Here is a 22,160-nt window from a genome sequence, read left to right as displayed (position 1 = left end):
CCCTCGCATTCGGCCACCCACGTAAACTGGCCCGCGATGCGCAAACTGCTCTTCCTCGCGGCGATCGGCCTGCTCACGATCGTGCTGGTCGTGAGCGACCACGTGTTCCCGCCGCCCTCCGACGCGGACCGCGAGACCAGGACCGCGGTCGTGTCGCTGGGCGACAGCACGATGTCCGGCGAGGGCGCCGGTGCCTACGAGCCGGGGACCGACGGCGAGGACGGCGGCAACTGGTGCCACCGCTCGCGCGCGGCCGAGATCATGAAGACGTCGTTCGAAGCCGACCAGAAGATCAACCTGGCGTGCTCGGGCGCCAACTCGGAGAAGCTGCGCAACGAGCAGCTGCCCCGCCTGCGCGAGCTCGCCGGGTCGAACCAGATCGTCGCGATCGTCGTCGCCATCGGCGCGAACGACGACCCGCGCTTCTCCGAGATCCTCAACAAGTGCTTCGAGGCGTGGGGCAAGCGCAGCGACTGCACGTCGTCCGTCGCACCGGAGTGGACCAAGCGCGTGCGGCGGATGATCCCGAAGGTCGAGAACACGCTGAAGGCCATCCGCCAGACCATGCGCGACTCGGGCTACCTCGACTCGTCCTACCAGCTGGTCGTGCAGTCGTACGCGGCCCCCGTGTCCCCGAAGATGCCGCAGTCGCTGCAGAACCTGTCCGGCTGCCCGCTGCGCACCGCCGACCTGGAGTGGGTCGTCGAGGAGGCCGTGCCGGAGCTGTCGAACGGCCTGCGCGCCGCCGCGGGCAAGGTCAACGCGCGGTTCCTCGACCTGGCGCGGGCCGGCGAGGGCCACGAGGCGTGCGTGGGCGGGGACGAGCCGGAGACCGAGTGGTTCACGCGGCTGTCGGTCGACTTCGACGGTCTGAAGGACCAGAGGCGCGCACCGCACGCGTTGCAGGAGTCGTTCCACCCCAACGCGCGCGGTCATGAGCAGATCGGGCGCTGTCTCACCGAGTTCCTGGCCTCGGACAAGCGCGACGGGGCGTGCGTGCCCCGGCTGGACGGCTCGCTCGGCCTCACCACCGAAAGTTAGACCCAGCGTTTCACTTCGTGCCGCGGCCAGCCGGGATCACCCGTGCGGGCGAACCTCGCCCACGCCTGGGCGATGTCGCCGCGGAACATGTCCGGCACGTCCGCGCCGTGGTGCGCCGGCGTGCGGGCGTAGACGGACCGGAACGCGCTCCCGTGCTCGTCGGCCAGCCGCATCGTCGGGCGCTGGAACAGTTCGGCGTCCTCGGCGGCCGTGTGGCACACCATCAGGTCCACGTCGTACGGGCCTTCGAGCGGACTGCGCGGCAGCGTGTCGCCGTCGACGATCGGTTGGTACAGCACGACGTCGGGGTCTGCTCGCCGCTGGACCTCGGCGGCTTCGAGCGGCGTGAAGAACCGTCCGGCGAGGCTGTGCGCTATCGCGCGGTGGAACAGACCGGCAGCGGAAGGCATGACCATCAGCGACGCGACCGTCTGCGCGCCGGACGACTGGCCGGCGACGGTGACGTTCGCCGGATCTCCGCCGTAGCGGGCGATGTTGCGCTGGACCCACCTCAGCGCGGAGACGACGTCGAGCAGCCCTCGGTTGTGCTGGATCCCTTCCAGGGCACCGTATCCGTCGGCTGCCAGGCGGTAGTCGCAGCTGACGAACACGATTCCGTTCGACGCGTGCACGTCACCCGCGTACTCGGGCTGTGCTGACGAGCCGACCGTGTTCGCGCCGCCGTGGACCCAGAGGATCACCGGCGCTGCGGAGTCCGCTGTGGACCAGACGTTCAGCGTGTGCCGGTCGCCGAACGCGCCGGTCGGCTCGCCGTCGCAGTCCACCGGTGGGTGGAGGCGCAGCGGGCCGACCGGCGGTTCCGCGTAGCGGATGCCGAGGTTCAGGCCGTCACCTGGTGCGAGACCGGCAGCACGCGCAGGTTCGCCGCCGCCCGTTCCAGCTGGGAGAGCACGCTCGGCCGCAGTCCCGCGATCTCCTGGTCGGCGGCCGGTCCGGCGACCTCCTGCAGCAGCACCTGCTGCGGGTGGTCACCCTCGGCCTCGGCCACCGCGAGCACCCGGAAGGGCGTGCCGGGCGCGAAGACCACGCGTTCCTCCGTGGCCACGGCGACCCGGTCGGCCACCTCGACCCGGCGGCCGGTGACCGACCAGATCAGGTACTCGGTGACGCCGTCGACGCGCTGGGACGGGTTCGCGATGGCGTCCAGCAGGCCGTGCTCGACCAGGACGTCACCGCTGCGGTAGCGCCTCGGCCCGGTCGGGCCGCTGACACCCCACACCACCGCCACGCCGCTGTGCACGGGCAGGCGGTTCAGGCCCGAGACGATGCACGCGACGTACGGGCGCAGGCGGCCCAGGCGTCCCATGCGCAGCGTCTCGACGACCATCTCCTCGTCCTGCGACACGCACGCCAGCAACGCCGTGAGGTCGGTGACCATGGCCTCGAACGCGGCCGGGTCCTCCTCCGCGTCCGGACGCTGGGAGAGCAGGCGCACGACCGTCGCCGCGTGCAGGCCGTAGCGCTCACCGAGAGCACGGCGGACCGTGTCGCGTTCGGCGTCGGAGCTGCTGTGGTCCTGGGCGACCGTCTCGCGCTCGCCGTCGTTCTCCGGCGGGGCCTCCCACATCGCCAGCGGCTGCAGCGGGAGCGGGCCGTCGACGCGGAACCTCACCGGGGTGGAGTCCGGGTCGTCCGACGGGAACGCGGCCTCGTCCGGGTCGTCCGCCAGCGCGTGCGACGTCACCGTCGCGATCGCCGGACCGGCGCCCATGCTCGCGTACGCGGGCCGGTCCTGTTCGGGCTCGGCCGACGTGACGGGGGTGAAGAAGCCGGTGCCGCTGTCCGCCGGCTCACGCGTCGACAGCGCGTGCGCCGCCGTGCTCAGAGCCGCGGCCGCGCTGTTGACGGGAGGCTGTGCGGGCGGAGGTGGCGGCGGTGCGATCACCTTGGAGTCGCAGAACACCAGGCGCAGGAGCTTGCGCACCTCGGGCTCCAGGCGTTCCACGAGAGCAGCGCCGTGCACCGCGACCGCACCGGGCGTCGTGCGCCCAGGCGTGCCCACGGTCAGACGAGCCCACTCCGGGTCCAAGGGCAGTGTGCGCACCTCGGCGGCGTTGTACGGCTCGTCCTGCTCACGCACCCACAGGCCTGAGGGGACGACTTCGAGCACCACGCCATCGCCGAGGGAGAACACCCCGGGCGAGACCTCGGTGAGGCCCTGCACCGGCGCCCGGTAGCCGGAGACCACGGGCACGGCCTCGTCCGGCACGCACAGCACCTCGGTGACGAACGGGCGCCACGTCTGCTGCCCGCGCGGGTCGACCGCGATCACCGCCGGCCCACCGCCGCGCAGGTTGCCCACCGGCAGGCCGGTGAACATCGCGATCGGCTCGCCGATCTGGTCGGCGACGAGGCTGCCGATGGCGGCGTCGATGCCGTACGGCACCAGCCGCACGCGCGACCGGGCCGCCTGGGGCAGCGCCGTGAGCAGGCGGCACACCTCGTCGATCGGGATCGACGACTGGCCGGGCCCGCCGACGACGACCGTCAGCACGTTGTCGCGGCACGGCAGCGCCACGATCGGCCGCGAGTCCTGGGCGGCCGGGTCGAACGGCGGCACCTGCGCGCGCAGCCAGAGTCCGCTCGGGATCGGCTCGGAGATGCCGACCTCACCCGTCGGCCACGGCGAGTTCGGGTCCATCGCCTCCCACTGCGGCACCGGGAAGCGGCGGCCGTAGGGCATCGGGGACGCGTTCGGCTGGAACTTCACCCAGCTGCCGTAGCCCTGCGTGCCGACGACGAACGCGGCACCGGGCACCGTGGTCAGCACGCCGTCCGGCGCCACGACCTCGGCCTGCAGCTGCTCGGCGAGCCACTGCGCGGGCGCGGTCGGCCGCATCGTCCCGGCGTGCGAGACCGCGAGCCGGATGGGCCCGCGGCCGTGCAGCGCCGTCACGACGTGCGGCCAGAAAGTGCTTTGGTCCCCGCCCGGGAAGTCGACCACGACGACGGTCCGGCCGTTGTCGGCCGGAAGCGCGCGGGCGAGGCCCGCGGCGCCCTGACTCGGGCCCTCGGGAGCGGAGACTACGAGCGTCGACCCGACGGAGTTCGCCGCGAACGGCGTCCTCTGGGGTACTGGCTCCGGCTGCGGCGCTGCTGCCGGGGGCTGCTCGACGGGATACAGATCCAGGTCCTGGTCGGTGCTCGTGATGGTCTGAACTCCGAAACTGCTCTGGCCAGAACTCTGCTGGGTCTGTGGTTGCTGGTCGCCATGGGCGGCGGCACGTCGGCCCATCAAGCGCCTGATCACCTCCGTGCCATCCCGGTCACTCGCCCTTTCGGCTTAATCGGGCAACGGTCGTGCACGCTATCAAGACGCGCAACGCTTCCGTCACCCAGTCGGGTTATTTGATCTCATCCGATCGATACCCACACGGCCCGTGCTCGTCCGCACACTCCGTGAGGCCCGATGATGGCGGACGCCGAGTAGGCCTTGCGTCCGTCCTTCCCAAGCTCCCATGCCAGGAGCACGTGGTCCACGCCCAGTTCGACCGGCTGCTCCACCTGGGCGACGAAGGTGCCGAGCACGAACGCCGGACCCCCGTCCGGTGCCACCGGCTGCGCGGACGGACAGTCGAGCGCGGCCCAGACGATCTCCGGGAGCACGCTGACCCCGTCGTTCGGCAGTACGTCCGTCGGCGTCCACACGCCGGCCCACTCGCTGCGGCCGTCGAGCGGGCCGAGCAGCGCGGCGATGCCGTCCTCACGGCCGGGACCGCAGCCGAAGCACGTCGGGAACGGGTGCTTGTCGCGCCACGGCACCTTCGCGGAGGCCTTCAGCGCCTCGTCTAGCGTCGGTGCGGCGGGAACCTCAAGGTCGAGCGTGGCGGGCTCGGCCGAGGCGATCACGACGTCACCGTCGAGCAACTGCCCGTCCCCGACCTGCATCTCGCGGTCCAGCGGCACCGGCTTGCGCAACCGGACGCTCACGGTCCGGGCGTCGACGTGCCCGGCGAGCAGACCGGCCGAGTACCCGCCGTTGCCCATGCCGGGAGGCCCGTTGAACCTGCTCGCGACCGTCACCGTGCTCATTCCAGGCCCTCCGCGTACACCCACTGGCCGTTCTCCCTGATGAACTTGCTCCGCTCGTGCACGACGCCGCCGACATAATGCGCCCGGAACTCCACCACACCCTCGGCCTGGAGCAGACCGCCGTTCTCGGTGGCCAGGATTTCGAGCTTCAACCAGCGATCGGTCGAGTCGATCCCGGCACTGGAAGGACGGTGCTTCGCGGCCCACGTGCGCAGCAGGTAGTCCTCATCGGACACGGCGAAAGCGCTGTAGCGAGAACGCATCAGCTGCTCGGCGGTGGCCGCCTTGCGGGCTCCGGAGTGCAGCGCACCGCAACAGTCCACATAGGACTGCCCGGTACCACAGGGGCACAGTTTGTTGTTCACGTCCACATTGTGCCTGGTGAACCCGTTAGAACCGATGTCGCGCCCTGTACGTACCCCTTGTCAGGACTGACTCGCGGGAGGCAGAGGAGACGGCAGTGAGTGTCGACAGCAGGACTGAGCTCGTACCGCTGCGCACGTGGTTCGGGCTTCGATGGCGCGGTTACGACCGCGACGAGGTGGACGACTACGTCGCCGAGCTGGAAGCCGAGCTTCGCCTGGTCACAGCCGACCGCGACGCGTCGGAGGCCCGCGCGGAGGCCCTGGCGAGCCGGCTGGTCTCGGTCCAGGAGGAGAACGCCGCCCTGCAGGACGGCCTGCACCGCATCTGCCTGACCCCGATCGACCTGAAGGGCCTGCCGGAACGGCTCGCCCGGATGGTCGCCCTGGCCGAGGAAGAACGCCGTGAGGTCATCAGGGATGCCCAGCTCAAGGCGTTGATGATCGTGGGCGAGGCCGAGCAACGAGCCCGCCGGCTCGACGAGGAGGCGGCCGCGAAGCGCGAGGGGATCCGCGAGGACTTCCGGCTCGCGATGTCGGCCCGCCGGGCCGAGGCGATGCGCGCCCTGGCCGAACTGCGCAACGTCGCCCGGGACGAGGCGGACCGCATCGTCGCGGAGGCGAAGATCCAGAGTTTGCACATCGAGTAGCCCGGACACCTTTGAGAGGATCAGGCAAGAAGCTGACAGCTTTGATCTCCTCGCGACACCACCTCACCTGGTCTGCTTGGTTCATCGAAAACCAAGCAGACCAGGACAGGCGGTAGGAAATGTCAGTCGCGATCGTGACCGGTGGCAGCTCGGGCATCGGCTGGAGCACTGCGGTGGAACTGGCCAGGCGAGGCGCCTGCGTGATCCTCACCTACAGCTCGAACGAGGCCGGCGCCGAGCAGGCCGTCACGGCCATCGAGCAGAACGGCGGCCAGGCCACCGCGCTGCACCTGGACGTCGGCCGCAGCGACACCTTCGCGGCGTTCCGGGACCAGGTCGCCGAGGTGCTGCGCGGCTGGGGCCGCGACGAGTTCGACGTCCTCGTCAACAACGCGGGCTTCGCCCAGACCGCCCTGTTCCCCGACACCACCGAGGACCTGTTCGACAGGTTCTACCGAGTGCTGCTCAAGGGCCCGTTCTTCCTCACCCAGACCCTGCTCCCCCTCCTCGCGGACGGTGGCGCGGTGATCAACACGACGAGCAGCTCCACCGAACACGCCGAACCCGGCTACTCCGGCTACGCCACCATGAAGGGCGCCCTGGTCGTGCTGACGCGCTACCTGGCCAAGGAACTCAGCCCCCGGCGCATCCGCGTCAACTCCGTCTCCCCCGGTGCCACCCGCACCCGGCTGGGCGACGACGCCTTCGAGAAGTTCCCGGAGGTGATCCCCGCGCTGGCCGCCAACACCGCGCTGGGCCGCGTGGGCGAGCCCGATGACGTGGCGGTGGCGATCGCGGCACTCGCAGGCGACGACGGACGGTGGATCACCGCGCAGAACGTCGAGGTGTCCGGCGGCTTCGGCCTCTAGGGCGTGTCCCGTCAGTCTCGTCCGCGGTAGTCGCGGCCGAGGGCCCCGGAGACCGTGACTCTCATCGAACGGACTTACGGAACACGCTAGCGGGTCGGCCGACCACGAGGCGCCGCGGAGCGGCTCGGCGGCGGCGCGCGGAACCGGCTGGAGCGGGGCGGTGGTGGTGCACGTGGGTCAGTCGACGAGCCTGGCCAGCTTCGCCGGGGCGAGCTTGCGGTAGCTCTCGGCCAGCAACTCGTCCACCTCCGCCCAGTCCGCATCGGGCCGCACCTTCATCCCGACGGCGTCCTGTCCCCACGCCGCGCGGAAGAACGGCTCTCCGGCGCCGACCAAGGCGTCGAACTCCTCGGGCTGTGCGCGAAAGGTCATGATCACTGTCGGCTCGGTGAGCTCCGCCGCGCGGCTGTACGCGCCCTCCTGGCCGGGGTGCGCCGTGAAGACGTGGAGGAACGTGCGGTTGCGGATGCGCCACCGCGTCCCCACCCACGCCGCTTCCTCACGGCTCTCCGGAAGCCTCGCGCAGATTCCGCGGAGCTCGCCGAGCACCTCGGCCGGCACGTCCGCCCGATCGGTCATGTCACACCCCCTGCGGACTGGCGACTCGGGACCACCGTGCCTTCTCGAACTCGCGCAGAGCTTCCTCCTGCCGGTAACGCAACAACCGTCTCAATGCGACGTGGAAGAAAACGGCTCCGACTTCGCACCAGGACCCGGAGGGCAGCCGCATGAGCACACTCCACATCGCAGCTCCGTTCGTCGGAGCGGTCCTCTCCGAGGTACTCCACTGGTACCGGGTGCGGGAGAAGCTCGAGTCGGCCAAGTACCGGAAGCTCCTGCACTCCCGACCGTACTGGATCATCACCACGCTCGCCGTGCTGTTCGGCGGTCTCAGTGTTCTGATCCTCTTCGGCGCGCGGTTCAACGACGGGGAGCTCCTGCTGGCCGGTGCCGCCTTCCCGACGTTGCTGCGCAAGGTGATCGCCGCGTTCGTCGGATCGCCCAAGACCGTGCTGGGCACCAACGATCGGCGGGTCGTCACCGACTACTTCGCGGTGGCCTGACATGCGAGCCGCGCTCGCCGTGCTCGTGCTGGTGCTGGTCACCGCGTGCGGCGGAGGCGGCAGACAGGCCGTCAGCACCGGCGGCCAGCAGCTGATCAAGAAGTACGCTTCCGCGCCCAGGTCCGCCGACGAGTACCACAACATCTTCGGGAAGCAGACGGAGAACCCGAGGGAGATCGAGGACGTCCTCAGGCGGACCGAGTCGTCGGGCTTCACGATTCCGCTCGCCACCAGGACGAAGACAGCCGCCCAGAAGGTGCTGGACGACTTCGCACAGCAGGAATCCGGCTACATGATCCTCATCGGACACAACGACAAGGGGATGTTCCGCTTCCCGGACACCAGCTCCTTCGACCTCAGGTCGGTGAGCAACCCGAAAGCCACCCTCGTGGTGATCTCGTGCGAGTCGTACCTGTACGCGTCCCGCACCTCCATCGGCGTGCCCAGCGAGCTGATCTACGAGGTCGCTTACAGCACGCAGGCGAAGTTCGTGGCCAGGATCAACGCCGCGACACCTCCCGTGTCCAGATCCGCGGCACAGACCATGCTCGACGAGTCGTTCCGCGCCGCGGTCGTCGAACGCGGCGCGAAGAAGGTCGCCGGTGCCACGCTGGGCGTCGGCGTCACGGCCTCGGTGATCGGCATCTCGATCCGCGGCGACCGCTGACCACACTCGTCCAGGCGGCCCGTTCGCCGGTGAGAGCGGTCGAAGCCTCTCACCGGCGCCGAACCCGACTAGTCGCGCTCGATCAGGTGCCCGATCACCTGCGGGCCGGGGTGCGCGTGGCCGGAGCCGTCGCGCCGCGGGTCGATGGCCGGCAACTCCACCGGCGCGCCCTTGTCGTCCGCACCCGCCGGGCGGGAGCCGATCCACGCGAGCACCAGGTGCGTCTCGCCCTTGAGGAAGCGTTGCGACCGCACGCCGTTCGTCGCGCGGCCCTTGGCCGGGTACTCGCTGAACGGGGTGACCTTGACGCTCTGGCCGGACGAGGTGACGACCATCGGCTCGCCGTGTTCGTCGTCGTCCGTGCGGATCGCGCCGAAGAACACCACGTGTGCGTCGCCGCTCAGGTTGATGCCCGCCATGCCGCCGCCCTTGAGGCCCTGGGGCCGCACGAGTTTCGCGTCGTAGCGCAGGAGTGACGAGTCGGAGCTGACGAACGCGAGGGTTTCGCTGCCGTCGGTGAGCCACGTGCAGCCGACGATCTCGTCGCCGTCCTTGAGCGAGATGACCTCGAACTCGTCCGAGCGGACCGGCCACTCCGGGACGCAGATCTTCACGGTGCCCTGCTTCGTGCCCAGCGCGATGCCCGGCGAGTCCTTCGGGTCGAGCGGCGCGATGCCGACGACCTTCTCGCCCTTGCCGAGCGGCACCAGCTCGGACGCCGCCATGCCGCCGCGCATCGAGACCGTGCCGCTCTGCTCCGGCAGCACGGGTAGTGGCAGCACGTCCGTCTTGAAGGCGCGGCCCAGGTTCGTGATGAGGACGACCTGGCCTCGCGCCGTGGAGTGCACCACGGCCGACACCGCGTCGTGCTTCACGCGGCCCGCCCGGCGCTTGCCCTCGGAGGCCTCCTCCGACTCGGCCGCGGTGCGCGCGACGAGTCCGGTGGCGCTCAGGATGACCTGGCACGGGTCGTCCGCGACCTCCAGCGGACCGGCGGGCTTGGACGCCGCCAGCACCTCCTTGAGGTCGCCGTCGATGAGGCTGGTGCGGCGCTCACCGCCCAGTTCCTTGGCCACGGCGGCGAGTTCGCTCGAGACGAGCTTCTTGAGAACGCCCTCGTCGTCCAGGATCGCGCTCAGCTCGGCGATCTCCTTGCGCAGCTTCTCCTGCTCGCTCTCGAGCTCGAGCTTGTCGTAGCGGGTGAGGCGGCGCAGCGGCGTGTCGAGAATGTAGGAGGCCTGGATCTCCGACAGCTTGAACTGCTTCATCAGGCCGTCCTTGGCGGCCGCCGCGTTCTCGCTGCCCCGGATCAGCTTGATGACCTTGTCGATGTCGAGCAGGGCCAGCAGGAGGCCCTCGACGAGGTGCAGGCGTTCCTCGCGCTTGCGGCGGCGGAACTTCGTGCGCCGCGTGACGACCTCGTAGCGGTGCTGGAGGAAGACCTCCAGCAGCTCCTTGAGGCCCAGCGTCTGCGGCTGGCCGCCCACCAGCACCAGGTTGTTGATGCCGAACGACTGCTCCATCGGCGTCAGCCGGTAGAGGTCGGCGAGCAGGGCCTGCGGGTTGACGCCGACCTTGCACTCGATGACGAGCCGGATGCCGTTCTCGCGGTCGGTGAGGTCCTTGACGTCCGCGATGCCCGTGAGGCGCTTGGACTTGTTGACCTCGTCGGTGATCTTCTCGACGATCCGCTCGGAGCCCACGCCGTACGGCAGCTCGGTGACCGTGATGGCCTGACGCCCGCGGGAACCTTCGAGCGGACCGGTCTCGACCTTCGCGCGCATGCGCACGACGCCTCGCCCGGTCTCGTAGGCCTTCCGGACCTCGTCCAGGCCGAGCAGGATGCCTCCGGTCGGCAGGTCAGGACCTGGAATGAACTCCATCAGCTTGTCGAGGTCGGCTTCAGGGTGGTTGATCAGCCACCGCGCCGCCCCCACGACCTCGCGGAGGTTGTGCGGAATCATGTTCGTGGCCATGCCGACCGCGATGCCCGACGTGCCGTTGACCAGCAGGTTCGGGAACGCTGCCGGCAGCACCGTCGGCTCTTCCAGCGAACCGTCGTAGTTCGGCCGGAAGTCGACCGTGTCCTCGTTCAGCTCACCGACCAGTTGCATCGCCGCGTGGGACATGCGCGCTTCGGTGTTGTGGTTGACGAACCCGCCCGCGAGGAACGAGTGGTCCTCCGAAACGACCCGGACCGAGTAGACCTCGGCCGGTTCCGCAGCCTCGACCGTGGTCACCGGCTCGAATCGATAGCCGGAATCCATGATCGGCAGGATCGTCGCGAGGACCTCCGGGTCCTTGATCCGGTCGATGATCCTCAGCCGCTCGGTCTCCCAGCGCTCGACCCGGTCGAAGTTGTGCTGGGTCAGCCACTTGCGACCGCTGCCCCGGCGGTCGAAGTCGAGCGCGCTCCGAACGTAGTCGGCGACGAACGGCACGGAGTCCTGGCTGAGCCGGTGCGGTCGCAGCGGCGAATGCTTCAGCAGGTCCTTCAGCTTCGCCTGCTTGGTCTTGAGGAAGCCAACGCGCTCGGCGAAGGCCGTGACGTTGCGCAGCCCCGAGACAACCAGTCGGTGTTCCACCGCGCCGCTGACACGGACGTAGCGGCGATGCGCGGCGATGACGCCGAACTCCGCAAGCAGCTCCTGCATCTCAGCGGTGAGTCGCTCGCTGTAAGACGAGTACTGAACCGTGAAGCCGTCCTTAGCGACGCGGCAGCCGCCGTCACCTTCGAACGCCGCCATCAAAAAGGCGCGCTTGACGCCCCAGCCACCGCGCCAGACGCACTCCGGCACGAACTTGTCTCGTGCCTGATGGCCTATGAGTTCTGCCAACGGACTCGCCCGGAAGGCATCCATGCCACCCGAACACTCCTGAACGTCAAGCTCCCAGATCTTCTTCCGGCCCCGGCGCGTCTCCCGCTCATTGAGGTAGCGCTGGCCTCCGACCACCTGGTCATAAGCGTGCAGGACCTCACCGAAGAAGTGCTCGTCGGTGTTGTTGAACCCAGCCCGCGTCGCGGACGCAAAACCCTCCGACACCCATGCTCCGGCGAGAACTCCGAGGACGTACTCCTGCGCGGTGGGGGTGATCTGAGACCAGGCGTTGCGGGCCACAGCCACGACCGCGCCGGGCTTGAGCTCATCCAGGCGCCGCCACTGGAACAGTGGCACACCCATTGGCGCCTCAAGGCAGAGAACTAGATGGTTTTCGCTGCCACGGACCGAAAACCCGGACTTCGTGGTCATCCGAAGCGTCGGGTGCACACCGGAGTTGAAGACCTTGTCGACCTGGACAGCCTTGCCGTCCTTGTCGAGCACCTCGAAGTCGGCATCGGCCTCGGAATCGGCCGGAAGGTCGACCAGATCACCGATACGCGCGCTGGACCCGTCGGCGAGCCGGATTCGGGTATCAGCCACCACGCAATAACGGCTCGCGGCCGGTCCATCGTCTGGTGACCCGAAATTTCCATGCCCGTCGATCAACGGCTCGTTCAGGCTGAAGTCCTGTGCGAGACGTACTAGCGCGTCATAGATCGCTGTGTCTCCGTGCGGGTGGTAGCGGCCCATCGTGTCGCCGACCACGCGAGACGACTTCACGTACGGCGATGTTGGCCGCTGTCCGTTGTCGTGCATCGAGTACAGGATGCGGCGGTGCACCGGCTTGAGGCCGTCCCGCGCGTCCGGCAGTGCCCGCGAGTGGATGACCGAGTACGCGTACTCCAGGTACGAGTCCTCGATCTCCGTCTTCAGCGAGTTGTCGAGCACCTTGGCGCCGGCCCGGTCGAACGCGGCCGGGTCGACCTTGGTCGTGGGTCCCTTGCGGCGTGCCATGACTTCGTGACTCCGTCTGTCTCTTGAAGGCTTAGAGGTCGATGGCCGACTGGTCGACCCGTGCGGCGGACTCGACGAGCCAGTTGCGGCGCGGTTCGACCTTCTCGCCCATCAGCAGTTCGAGGGCTTGCTCGGCGGCTTCGACGTCGTCCATGGTGATGCGCCGGACCGAGCGGGTGGAGGGGTTCATCGTGGTGTCCCACAACTCGTCCGCGTCCATCTCGCCCAGACCCTTGAACCGCGGCACCGGGGTGACGACCTGCTTGCCGGCCTTCTCCAGCCTCGCAACGGTCTGTTCCATCTGCCGCTGGGTGAAGGTGAAGTGCGTCTCGGCGTTGCGGCCGCGCGTCATGACCTTGTGCAACGGGGGCATGGCCGCGTAGAGGCGGCCGTCCTCGATCACCGGGCGCATGTACTTGGCGAACAACGTGATCAGCAACGTGCGGATGTGGCTGCCGTCGACGTCCGCGTCGGCCATCAGGATCACCCGGCCGTACCGCATCTGGGAGAGCTCGAAGGTGCGGCCGGTGCCCGCGCCCAGGACCTGGACGATGGACGCGATCTCGGCGTTGCGCAACGTGTCGGCCAGTGAGGCCTTCTGGACGTTGAGGATCTTGCCGCGCAGGGGAAGCAGCGCCTGGTACTCGGAGACTCGGGCCATGCGAGCGCTGTTGTGGACGAACACACCGGCTTCGAGTGCGAAGTTGTGGTAACCGTCGACGGTGAGGTCGTAGACGTCCTCCCGCTCGGGCAACGCCTCGACGGACGCGACCGAGTGGTTCACCATCGACGCCGCCTCGCGCAACCGCGTGAAGTCGTCGTCGTAGTGCGCCAGGACCTTCAGGAACTTCAGCCCGGTCGTCGCGTTCGCCTTGCGGTCGAGCTCGTAGGACAACGCCAGTTCGAAGTTCGACGGCGTGTCCAGCATCGGCGCCATCCGCTTCAGCGCGGCGATCCGACGGCCTTCGACCTGCTTGGCGACCCGCTCAGCGCGTGGAGTCGACTCCACGTACCGGCGACGACCCTTCTGAATCTTCTCCAGGTGACCGGTGGAGGTGTCGGCCATCCGCTGCTGCATCCGAGCCGAGTGCTCGCGGCCGAACTCCGGGTTGTTCTCGTGCCAGGCGATGACCGCGTCACGCTGGCGCTGACGTTCCGCCGGGTCGGCGAACTGCTCGGTCGTGGTGCGGGAACGCCAGGCGAGAAGCTCCTCGTCCTGCCACTGCCGCAGCGACCGCTCGCTCCACTCTTCGCGCTTGCCGGGCTGGGTGAAGAACGCGCGCACCCGCTCCGCTGCGGCGGCGCGGTGCTCGGGCTTGGCCCAGTACTCGGCCTGCACAGCACGCAGGCGCTCGGCGTAGGCCGCCTTCTCGTCGTCGTTCAGCGCCGAGTACCAGTCCAGGAAGCCCTGCTCGATGCGGGCGCGGAACTCCGGATCCAGGTCGCGTTCAGCGAGGCAGGAGGCGCGGAAGTCCGGGTTCTTCCACTGCTCGGAGAGCATCGCCGACTTGAACTCGGTGCCGCCGGCCGCGAGCCATGCGCGGTAGCCCTCGTGCACGTGCTCGCCCATCATCGCGGCGTGCAGCGCTGCGTGGTCTTCCCACGTCATGCGCTTGAGGTTGCGTGGGTCGTTGTTGCGCTTGTCGACGTCCACGTGGTGCCGGACGTTGCCGTCTTCGGTGCTGTCGAAGCCGTGGCGCAGGTTGTAGGCGTCGGCCAGGTAGTGGGTGTAGACCCATTCCTGCCGGTCGTTCATCCAGACCCGCTCGTAGCCGTCGAGGTTGTGTCCCTCCGCCTTCGAGGACACCGACCGGTACAGCGGCATCAGCGAGTCGCCGGCCTGCAAAGCGTCCGCGCGGCGATAGGAACCGTCACGCAGCCGGAACAGGTGGTCAGGCGTGCATCGCACCGACTCGCCGTTGTCCAAGGTCACGCGGACGAGCGGCGCGTCCTTCTTGGTCAGCCGCGGCTCGACCAGCGGGACAACGACGACACGACCGGCCTTGTTGGTGGCGTATCCGAAGTGCGAGACACCGCGCTGCCAGTCCTCCACCAGTTCCAGGAACGACAGGGACTTCCCAGACGCCAGTGCGACCCTGGTCTCGCCGACGAAACAGCCCAGCGCGCTGTCGCCCTCAACGAGAAAAAGTTCGCTACGCGAAACACCTGTGGTGCGGCAGTCGACCAGCTTGGCCGGCATCGCCGCGCCCTCGAGCGCGGTCTTGCGGCGTGCCGCGTCCTTCTGCTGCTTCTGGGTCAGCCGGACGCGCGAGGCGTCGACGACCTTCTGCAGCACGGTCTTGGCTTCGAGCTTGGTCTTGCGGTCTTCGGTCCAGGCGCGGATCTGCTGGTCCACGATGCCCTGCAGCACCTTGGTGATGCCGGCGGTGGAGAGCTCGTCCTTGGTCTGCGAGGTGAACTGCGGTTCGGGGATGCGGACGTGGATGACGGCCGTCATGCCTTCGAGCACGTCGTCCAGGGTCGGCATCTCCTCCTTCGGCTTCAGCAGGCCGCGGGTCTTGGAGATGGCGTCCTGCACGGACTTCAGCACGGCGCGGTCGAAGCCGCGGCGGTGCGTGCCGCCGTGCACGTTGCGGATCGTGTTGGTGAAGCATTCGACGATGCGCTCGTAGCCGGTGCCCCAGCGCAGCGCGACCTCGATCTCGGCCTGACGCTCCACTTTGGACCGCATCACGCCGTTCTCGTCGGCGGCGTTCTCGAAGTAGGTGCCGCTGCCGGTGATCACCAGCGTGCCGGAGACGGCGCGGTCGCCGGCGGGCGCCAGGAAGTCGACCATGTCGGTGAGGCCGTTGGGGTACTGGAAGACCTCTTCGGAGATCGAGTCTTCCAGGGCGGTCCGCAGCACGTAGGTGACGCCGGGCACGAGGAACGCCGTGTTGCGCAGCTTCTGGCGGACGGTCTCCACGTCCAGCGCGGCGCCGTTCTCGAAGTAACGGGCGTCGTACCAGTAGCGGGTCGAGGTGCCGGTCGACTCGTTGCGCTTCATCTTGCCGACGACGTTCAGCCCGTTCTGGCGGGTGAACTTGGCCTTGGGGCCGGGGCCGTCGAAGACTCCGGGGACGCCGTGGGCGAACGACATCGCGTGGACCTTGCCGCCGCGGCGCACCGTGACGTCGTAGCGGTGGGACAGCGCGTTGACGGCGGAGGCGCCGACGCCGTGCAGGCCGCCGGAGGTCTTGTAGCCGGAGCCGCCGAACTTGCCGCCGGCGTGCAGCTTCGTGAGCACCAGTTCCACACCGGACAGACCGGACTTCGCGTGGACGTCGGTCGGGATGCCGCGGCCGTCGTCGTCGACCTGGACGCTGCCGTCGGCGTGCAGGGTCACCACGATCTTCGTCGCGTGGCCCGCGACGCCCTCGTCGGTGGAGTTGTCGACGATCTCGCTGAAGAGGTGGTTGATGCCCCGGCTGTCGGTCGACCCGATGTACATGCCTGGCCGTTTGCGTACGGCCTCCAGACCTTCCAGATGGGTGAGGTCGTCGGCCCCGTACAGGGTCTCTGCGGTCACGGGTATTGCTCCCTGATTGTGTGCGGACTGCCAGCAGGGTATCCGCACCCACTGACAATTTTTCGCAGGACGCCCGTACCGGTCGCGGAAACCGCCCTGGGTGGTGCGTCACAAAGCCCGAGCCACGGTCCGCCAGCGGAGCAGGCTATCACGGAGAGCGACGAACCCCGCGACCGCCGTGCACACAGCGTCACGACGGTGAGCGGACGAGCGTTCGGTCCTGAACGGCCGACTGGAGCCACCGCCTCCACCACTTCCACTGAACGGGGTTCGCGCACCCGCGATCAGGACGGGGTACCCGCCGCGGCGCCCGCCCACGCCGGTCGGGTGCATCTGACACCAGAACCCACCATCGAGACACGACACCGAGACTCTGTCCGATGTGGACAGTCAGGGCGTCCGCCGAGGTGAGGAACCGGAGTGGGCGAGGTTGCGCGCGAGACCGTTCCGAGACCTTCCCGCAACGGACCCGTGAACCGCGATGAACATCGGCACGTATGCCCCGGTGTCGGAAACGGATCGAAGGACGGAGTGGTCGCGTGCGGCATGGTGTGGACTCGGGTCTCTTCCAGCAGACCGCCCACAGCCCGTCCTACTTCGAGCTGTCGCGGACGGGTGCGGGTGAACTCGTCGACTTCTGCATCCCGTGCAATCCGTACTTCCCGACGCCGGAGATGTTCGACGAGCTGTCGAAGAACCTGGAATCGGTCCTCAAGTTCTACCCGAGCGATTCCAGCAAGATCGCGGACCAGCTCTCCAAGGTGCTGGGGCTGAACCCGGCGACGCTCGCGATGTCGAACGGCTCGACCGAGCTCATCACGTGGATGGACCACCTGTGGGTCCACGAGAGCATCGCCATCCCGATCCCCACCTTCGGGCGCTGGACCGACCAGCCGATGGAGAGCAACAAGCGCGTCGACATGTTCCTGCTCCAGGAGAGCGACAACTTCGAGCTGGACGTCGACGAGTACATCAAGTTCATCCGCACCCGCGGCAGCAGGGTCGCGGTCATCTGCAACCCGAACAATCCCGACGGCGGCTACCTGCCGCGCCGGGAGATCATCCGGTTCATGGACGAGCTGTCCGACCTCGACCTGATCGTGATCGACGAGTCGTTCATCGACTTCGTCGAGGTCGAGCGCAATCCGTCGGTCGCCGCCGAGGCGTCCATCCGGCCCAACGTGGTCGTGCTGAAGAGCCTCGGCAAGAACTTCGGCCTGCACGGCATCCGGTTCGGCTACCTGGTCGCGAACCCGGGACTGGCCGGGAAGATGCGCAAGGCGCTGCCGAAGTGGAACCTCAACTCCCTCGCGGAGACCGTCGTGTTCATGCTGGCCGACCACGAGGCCGAGTACGCCGAGAGCCTGCGGCTGCTCAGCCGCGACCGCTACCGCATGGGCGTGGAGCTGTCGCGCATCCCCGACCTGACCGTCTACTCGTCGCAGGCGAACTTCCTGTTCGTGAAGCTCGGCGGGGGCATGGACGGCCGCGAGCTGCGCGACCACCTGCTGGCCAGGCACCAGGTCTTCATCCGCGAATGCGGCAACAAGCTCGGCATGACCAGCAAGTTCGCCCGGCTGGTCGTGCGGCCCGAACAGGACGTGGAACGACTCGTCGAGGGCATTCGCGACTTCACCCAGGCGCGGTGGACGAGCCATGCGGTTCACGCGAGCCACTCCAGCGAACCGTCGCTGCTCATGCACAGCGCCTGAACGAACGCACAGCACCCTGAATTCTTCTCCGAAAGGTTGCCCACAGATGTCATCACCGCACGCCCTCAGCGGTCGGCGCGGCCAGGTGGCTGCGGCCGCGCTGGTGGCCGCCACACTGCTGAACGCGGCCATGTTCGGCGGTACCGGCGCCACGGCGTCGTCTCACCGCGAGGCTCCGCTCATCGCGGGTGACCCGGCCGTGGACAACACGGACCTGTACGCGTTCGTGAGTCCCGACCACAAGGACACCGTGACGCTGGTCGGCAACTGGTCAGGGTTCCAGGAACCCAACGGTGGCCCCAACTTCTTCCCGTGGGCCGAGGACGCGCAGTACGACTTCAACGTCGACAGCGACGGTGACGCCAAGCCTGACGTCACCCTGCGGTTCACCTTCCAGAACGACGACCGGCGCAAGAACACCACGTTCCTGTACTCCAACGGTGTCGTGGACTCGCTCGACGACGAGAACCTGCTGTTCCGGCAGCGCTACGACCTCGAGGCGATCTACCAGAACGGCCAGAAGGTCAAGCTGGTCAAGAACGCCCCGGTCGCGCCGTCCCCGAACGGCCCGGCGTCGATGCCGGACTTCAAGAAGCTGCGCGACCAGGCGATCACCCAGATCGCCGGTGGCGGCAAGGTCTACGTGGGCCCGTCCGAGGACGCGTTCTTCGCCGACCTGCGCGTGTTCGACCTGCTCTACGGCGGCAACCTGAGCGAGGTCGGCCAGGACACGCTGCGCGGCTACAACGTCAACACCATCGCGATCCAGCTGCCCAAGCAGGCGCTGGCGTTGCGCAACGACGCACACCGCAACCCGAACATCGGCATCTGGAGCACCACGCAGCGCCGCACCCTGAAGCTCTCGCCCGGCAAGGCGGAGGCGGTCGGCGACTTCGTGCAGGTCTCCCGCCTGGGCAACCCGCTGGTGAACGAGGTCGTGGCGCCCGCGGGCCTCAAGGACGCGTTCAACGGCCTGCGCCCCGACCAGGACGCCGGCGTGAAGGAGCTCGTCGACCGGGTGGTGAACCCGGAGCTGCCGAAGCTCGTCGAGGCGATCTACAAGATCCCGGCACCGCAGGGCCAGCGCGACGACTTGGCCGAGATCTTCCTGACCGGCATCACCAAGAAGCTCGGCGCGCAGATCAACGCCGACCTGAATTCGCAGGTCAACAACCAGGACGTGGACGCGAGGCGGTTCCGCCCCTCGGAGATGCTGCGGCTGAACATGATGATCGAACCGAACGCCAACCCGAACCGCCTGGGCCTGCTCGCGGGTGACACGCAGGGCTTCCCGAACGGCCGTCGCCTGACCGACGACGTGGTGGACATCGCCGTGCAGGCGATGGAGGGCGCGGCGGCGTCCGGCAAGCTCGTGGACGCACTGGCCACGGGTGACAAGGTCGACGCGAACGACCAGCCGTTCGAGGCGAACTTCCCGTACGTGGGCCTGCCCCGCAACGGCACCGCCGTCAACGCCTCGGGCACCACGGCCGAGGTCGCGGTCAACCCGGTCGGCAAGATCGGCAACATCGACCCGATGGCCATGACCACCGCGGTGGGCTCGGCTTTCGTGTTCGGCGCCGGGTTCCTCATCTGGCGCAAGCGTCAGCAGCAGATCCGCAAGTACGGGTCGCACTCGAAGTGAAGTACCAGCAGCGGCAGGCCGCCGCGGTGGTTCTCCTGGTCACCGCGGCGCTTGCCCACCTCGCCGCCTCCGGTCCTGCCGACAGCAGGGCCGGGGGCGCGCCCCCTGTCCCGGCTGTGGCGCAGCAGAACCGGATGCACAAGGTGGTGCACCAGCTGCAGCAGCGGTTGCACGCGGTTCCGCAGGACAAGTCCTCTTGGGCGCAGCTCGGTTCGTCCTATGTGGAGCTGGCGAGGGTGACGGCCGATCCCGCGTACTACGCGAAGGCCGAAGGCGCGCTGAAGAACGCGGGTGACACGGGCCTTGCCGCGATCGGCATGGGCACGCTGGCCAACGCCCGCCACGACTTCCACGCGGCCCGCGACTGGGCCCTGAAGGCGATTGCCGCACTGCCCGCCTCCGCGGAGGCGCACGGCGTGCTGGCGGACGCGTTGACGCAGCTCGGCGACGACGCGGGCGCGCAGGACGCGGTGCAGAAGATGCTGGACCTCAAACCGAACACGGCGTCGTTCGCCCGTGCTTCCTTCCACTTCGAACTCCACGGCGACGTCGACGGTGCCCGCGACGCGATGCAGCGTGCGCTGAAGGCCTCCACGACGCCCGAGGAGATCGCGTTCTGCCGTTACCGGCTGGGCGAACTCGCGTTCGACCACAACCGGATCGACGAAGCCGCTGAGCACTACGAGCAGGGACTGGCGGCGAGAGGAGACGACATGACTCTCACTCAGGGCATGGCCAAGGTCGCGGCGGCACGGGGCGACGTCCCGGTGGCGCTGGAGTCGTACCGCAGGCTCGTGGCGCGCGCTCCCCTGCCGCAGTACCTGCAGGAGTACGCGGAACTGCTGGAAGCCGGCGGGAAGACCGAAGAGGCCGCCCAGCAGTACGCCGTGCTCACCGAGCAGCAACGACTGATGGAGACCCAGGGTGCTTCCGACGATCTGGCCGCGGCCCTCGTCGCCGCAGACCGCGGTGATGGCATGCAGGCGCTGCGCCGTGCGGAAAGCGAGTGGAGCCGCCGGCAGAGCGTCTTCGTCGCCGACGCCATGGCGTGGGCCCTGCACGTCAACGGAAGGGACGCGGAGGCGTTGAGCTACTCCGACCGCGCGGTGGCGCTGGGCTGGCAGAACGCCACGTTCTCCTACCACCGCGGCATGATCCTTGCCGCGCTCGGCCGGGTCGCCGAAGCCCAGGAGGCACTGGTGCAGGCACTCAGGCTGAACGCGAACTTCTCCCCGTTGCAGGCGTTGAAGGCGGGCCGCAAGCTCGCGGAGCTCCGAGGCGGCCGGTGAGCCTGTCCAGCTGGGTGGTGCGGCCCGTCCTGGTGGCGGTGTTGCTGCTCGCCGGAATCTTCTTCATCAACGGCGAGGCGTCCGCCCACCCGCTGGGCAACTTCAGCGTCAACCACTACCACGGGCTGCACCTGCACCCGGACCGGATCGACCTGCGGTCCGTGGTCGACGTGGCGGAGATCCCGACGCTGCAGGAGAACCTGAAGGCCCGCGACGCGAAGCAGTGGTGCGACGAGGTCTCCAGGACCGACCGCTCCACCGTGGACGGGCGGCAGATCTCCTGGACGCTCTCCAGTTCCACCAAGGAGCACCCGGTCGGGCAGGCCGACCTGAGCACGACCCGGCTGGTCTGCGAGTTCACCGCCAGGGTCGACCTCGACCGCCCGGCCAGACTGGAGTTCCGCGACGAGTCGAACGCCGACCGGGTCGGCTGGCGTGAGATCACCGCCGCCGGCACCGGCATCAGGCTGACGGACTCGCCGGTGCCGACCGAGAGCATCAGCGACGAGCTGCGGACGTACCCGGAGGACCTGCTCAGCAGTCCGATGGACGTCCGTTCCGCCGTGTTCAGCGCCGAACCGGGCAGCGGGTCCGAGCCGAAGATCGCCTCCGGCTCCCCCGTCCAGTCGTTCAGCGCCACGGCGGCCAGGCTCAACGACATCCTGGGCAGCGACGACCTCACGCCGTGGCTGGGGTTTCTGGCGTTGTTGCTGTCGTTGGTGCTCGGTGCCTCACACGCAGCGTTGCCCGGTCACGGCAAGACGCTCATCGCCGCCTATCTGGCTGGACGACAGGGCACGCCCAAGGACGCGTTCATCGTCGGTGTGTCGGTCACGGCCACGCACACCGGTGGCGTGCTGGTCCTCGGCTTGGTCATCAGCGCCTCCAGCGCGCTGGCCGGTGAACAGGTGCTGCGCTGGCTCGGGCTGGTCAGCGGCGTGCTGATCGCGATGATCGGTGTGATGCTGCTGCGTTCGGCCCTGTCGGCGACCCGCGAACCAGCACTCGCCGGAGTGGTGGCGGGGCACGGACATGGTCACGGGCACGGTCACGGACATGGGCACGGTCACGGCTACAGCCGCGCGAGCCTCATCGGCATGGGCGCGGCCAACGGCCTGGTGCCCTCGCCGTCCGCCCTGGTGGTCCTGCTCGGTGCGATGGCGCTGGGCCGCACGTGGTTCGGCGTCCTGCTGGTCCTCGGCTACGGCATCGGCATGGCCGGCACGCTCACCGCGGTCGGACTGCTGCTCGTGAAGGCGCGGGATCGCGTCGAAAGAATCCTGGACGGCCGTGCCACCCGCCTGCTGTCGCATTACGCACCCGTGGGCACGGCCGCGACGGTCATCGTCGTCGGCGCCTGGCTGACATTGCAGGCGGTCTAATTACACCAATGCAAGACGAAGGGCCCGGATTCTCTCGAATCCGGGCCCTTCCGCTTGTTTC

16 protein-coding genes are annotated in these 22,160 nt (G+C 68.6%); 9 read left to right on the top strand and 7 right to left on the bottom strand.

Annotated features, from left to right (window positions below):
• Positions 1–36: 36 nt before the first annotated feature.
• Positions 37–1,041, top strand: coding sequence for a GDSL-type esterase/lipase family protein (locus AB0M48_RS28080; RefSeq protein WP_363847434.1), 1,005 nt, complete (start codon positions 37–39; stop codon positions 1,039–1,041).
• Here AB0M48_RS28080 and AB0M48_RS28075 read toward each other — a convergent pair.
• The 4 genes from AB0M48_RS28075 to AB0M48_RS28060 all read right to left on the bottom strand — a co-directional run bounded on the left by AB0M48_RS28075 (position 1,038) and on the right by AB0M48_RS28060 (position 5,459).
• Entirely contained in the window at positions 1,038–1,826 is a 789-nt protein-coding gene (locus AB0M48_RS28075; protein ID WP_363847431.1) for a carboxylesterase family protein, read from the bottom strand. The genes AB0M48_RS28080 and AB0M48_RS28075 overlap by 4 nt on opposite strands.
• A 56-nt stretch (positions 1,827–1,882) precedes the next feature.
• On the bottom strand, positions 1,883–4,297 hold the full coding sequence (locus AB0M48_RS28070; RefSeq protein ID WP_363847428.1) for a hypothetical protein: 2,415 nt from the start codon (positions 4,295–4,297) through the stop codon (positions 1,883–1,885).
• Positions 4,298–4,416: 119 nt separating this feature from the next.
• The gene (locus AB0M48_RS28065; protein WP_363847425.1) at positions 4,417–5,094 is read right to left on the bottom strand and encodes a hypothetical protein; all 678 of its coding nucleotides are present in this window, start codon (positions 5,092–5,094) and stop codon (positions 4,417–4,419) included.
• Positions 5,091–5,459 (bottom strand): YchJ family metal-binding protein, encoded by a 369-nt coding sequence (locus AB0M48_RS28060; RefSeq protein ID WP_319987766.1) that lies wholly within the window; start codon positions 5,457–5,459, stop codon positions 5,091–5,093. The genes AB0M48_RS28065 and AB0M48_RS28060 overlap by 4 nt, the downstream gene beginning before the upstream one ends.
• Positions 5,460–5,554: 95 nt before the next feature.
• Here AB0M48_RS28060 and AB0M48_RS28055 point away from each other — a divergent pair, with 95 nt between their 5' ends.
• Together AB0M48_RS28055 and AB0M48_RS28050 are read left to right on the top strand one after the other, a co-directional pair.
• Complete coding sequence (locus tag AB0M48_RS28055) at positions 5,555–6,106, top strand: DivIVA domain-containing protein (RefSeq protein WP_363847422.1); 552 nt, start codon at positions 5,555–5,557, stop codon at positions 6,104–6,106.
• A gap of 119 nt (positions 6,107–6,225) precedes the next feature.
• Positions 6,226–6,975: an SDR family oxidoreductase gene (locus AB0M48_RS28050; protein WP_363847419.1), complete on the top strand. Its 750-nt coding sequence runs from the start codon at positions 6,226–6,228 to the stop codon at positions 6,973–6,975.
• Positions 6,976–7,152: 177 nt separating this feature from the next.
• On the opposite strand, the gene AB0M48_RS28045 is transcribed toward AB0M48_RS28050, so the two are convergent.
• Positions 7,153–7,554 carry an MmcQ/YjbR family DNA-binding protein gene (locus AB0M48_RS28045; RefSeq protein WP_363847416.1) on the bottom strand — a complete coding sequence of 134 codons (402 nt, stop codon included), beginning with the start codon at positions 7,552–7,554 and terminating at the stop codon, positions 7,153–7,155.
• Positions 7,555–7,703: 149 nt separating this feature from the next.
• Here AB0M48_RS28045 and AB0M48_RS28040 point away from each other — a divergent pair, with 149 nt between their 5' ends.
• Together AB0M48_RS28040 and AB0M48_RS28035 are read left to right on the top strand one after the other, a co-directional pair.
• Positions 7,704–8,039, top strand: a complete 336-nt coding sequence (locus tag AB0M48_RS28040; RefSeq protein ID WP_363847413.1) for a hypothetical protein — start codon at positions 7,704–7,706, stop codon at positions 8,037–8,039.
• A 1-nt stretch (position 8,040) separates the two neighbouring features.
• Complete coding sequence (locus AB0M48_RS28035) at positions 8,041–8,706, top strand: hypothetical protein (protein ID WP_363847410.1); 666 nt, start codon at positions 8,041–8,043, stop codon at positions 8,704–8,706.
• Between the two features lie 68 nt (positions 8,707–8,774).
• On the opposite strand, the gene AB0M48_RS28030 is transcribed toward AB0M48_RS28035, so the two are convergent.
• Positions 8,775–12,542, bottom strand: a complete 3,768-nt coding sequence (locus AB0M48_RS28030; RefSeq protein WP_363847407.1) for a DNA gyrase subunit A — start codon at positions 12,540–12,542, stop codon at positions 8,775–8,777.
• A gap of 31 nt (positions 12,543–12,573) precedes the next feature.
• Positions 12,574–16,071 carry an ATP-binding protein gene (locus AB0M48_RS28025; protein ID WP_363847404.1) on the bottom strand — a complete coding sequence of 1,166 codons (3,498 nt, stop codon included), beginning with the start codon at positions 16,069–16,071 and terminating at the stop codon, positions 12,574–12,576.
• Positions 16,072–16,610: 539 nt separating this feature from the next.
• Here AB0M48_RS28025 and AB0M48_RS28020 point away from each other — a divergent pair.
• The 4 genes from AB0M48_RS28020 to AB0M48_RS28005 are packed head-to-tail and all read left to right on the top strand — an operon-like array spanning position 16,611 to position 22,099.
• Positions 16,611–17,783: a histidinol-phosphate transaminase gene (locus AB0M48_RS28020; protein ID WP_363847401.1), complete on the top strand. Its 1,173-nt coding sequence runs from the start codon at positions 16,611–16,613 to the stop codon at positions 17,781–17,783.
• A gap of 46 nt (positions 17,784–17,829) precedes the next feature.
• A complete protein-coding gene (locus AB0M48_RS28015; protein ID WP_363847398.1) occupies positions 17,830–19,428 on the top strand; it encodes a DUF4331 domain-containing protein in 1,599 nt (532 codons plus the stop codon).
• The gene (locus AB0M48_RS28010; protein WP_363847395.1) at positions 19,425–20,717 is read left to right on the top strand and encodes a tetratricopeptide repeat protein; all 1,293 of its coding nucleotides are present in this window, start codon (positions 19,425–19,427) and stop codon (positions 20,715–20,717) included. The genes AB0M48_RS28015 and AB0M48_RS28010 overlap by 4 nt, the downstream gene beginning before the upstream one ends.
• The gene (locus AB0M48_RS28005; protein WP_363847392.1) at positions 20,714–22,099 is read left to right on the top strand and encodes a sulfite exporter TauE/SafE family protein; all 1,386 of its coding nucleotides are present in this window, start codon (positions 20,714–20,716) and stop codon (positions 22,097–22,099) included. The genes AB0M48_RS28010 and AB0M48_RS28005 overlap by 4 nt, the downstream gene beginning before the upstream one ends.
• Positions 22,100–22,160 lie beyond the last annotated feature (61 nt).

Origin of the sequence: Lentzea sp. NPDC051208, from assembly GCF_040682435.1 — a bacterium.
Lineage (GTDB): Bacteria > Actinomycetota > Actinomycetes > Mycobacteriales > Pseudonocardiaceae > Lentzea > Lentzea kristufekii.
The sequence above is the reverse complement of the archived record's forward strand: the minus strand, read 5'-3'. Positions and strand labels throughout refer to the sequence as shown.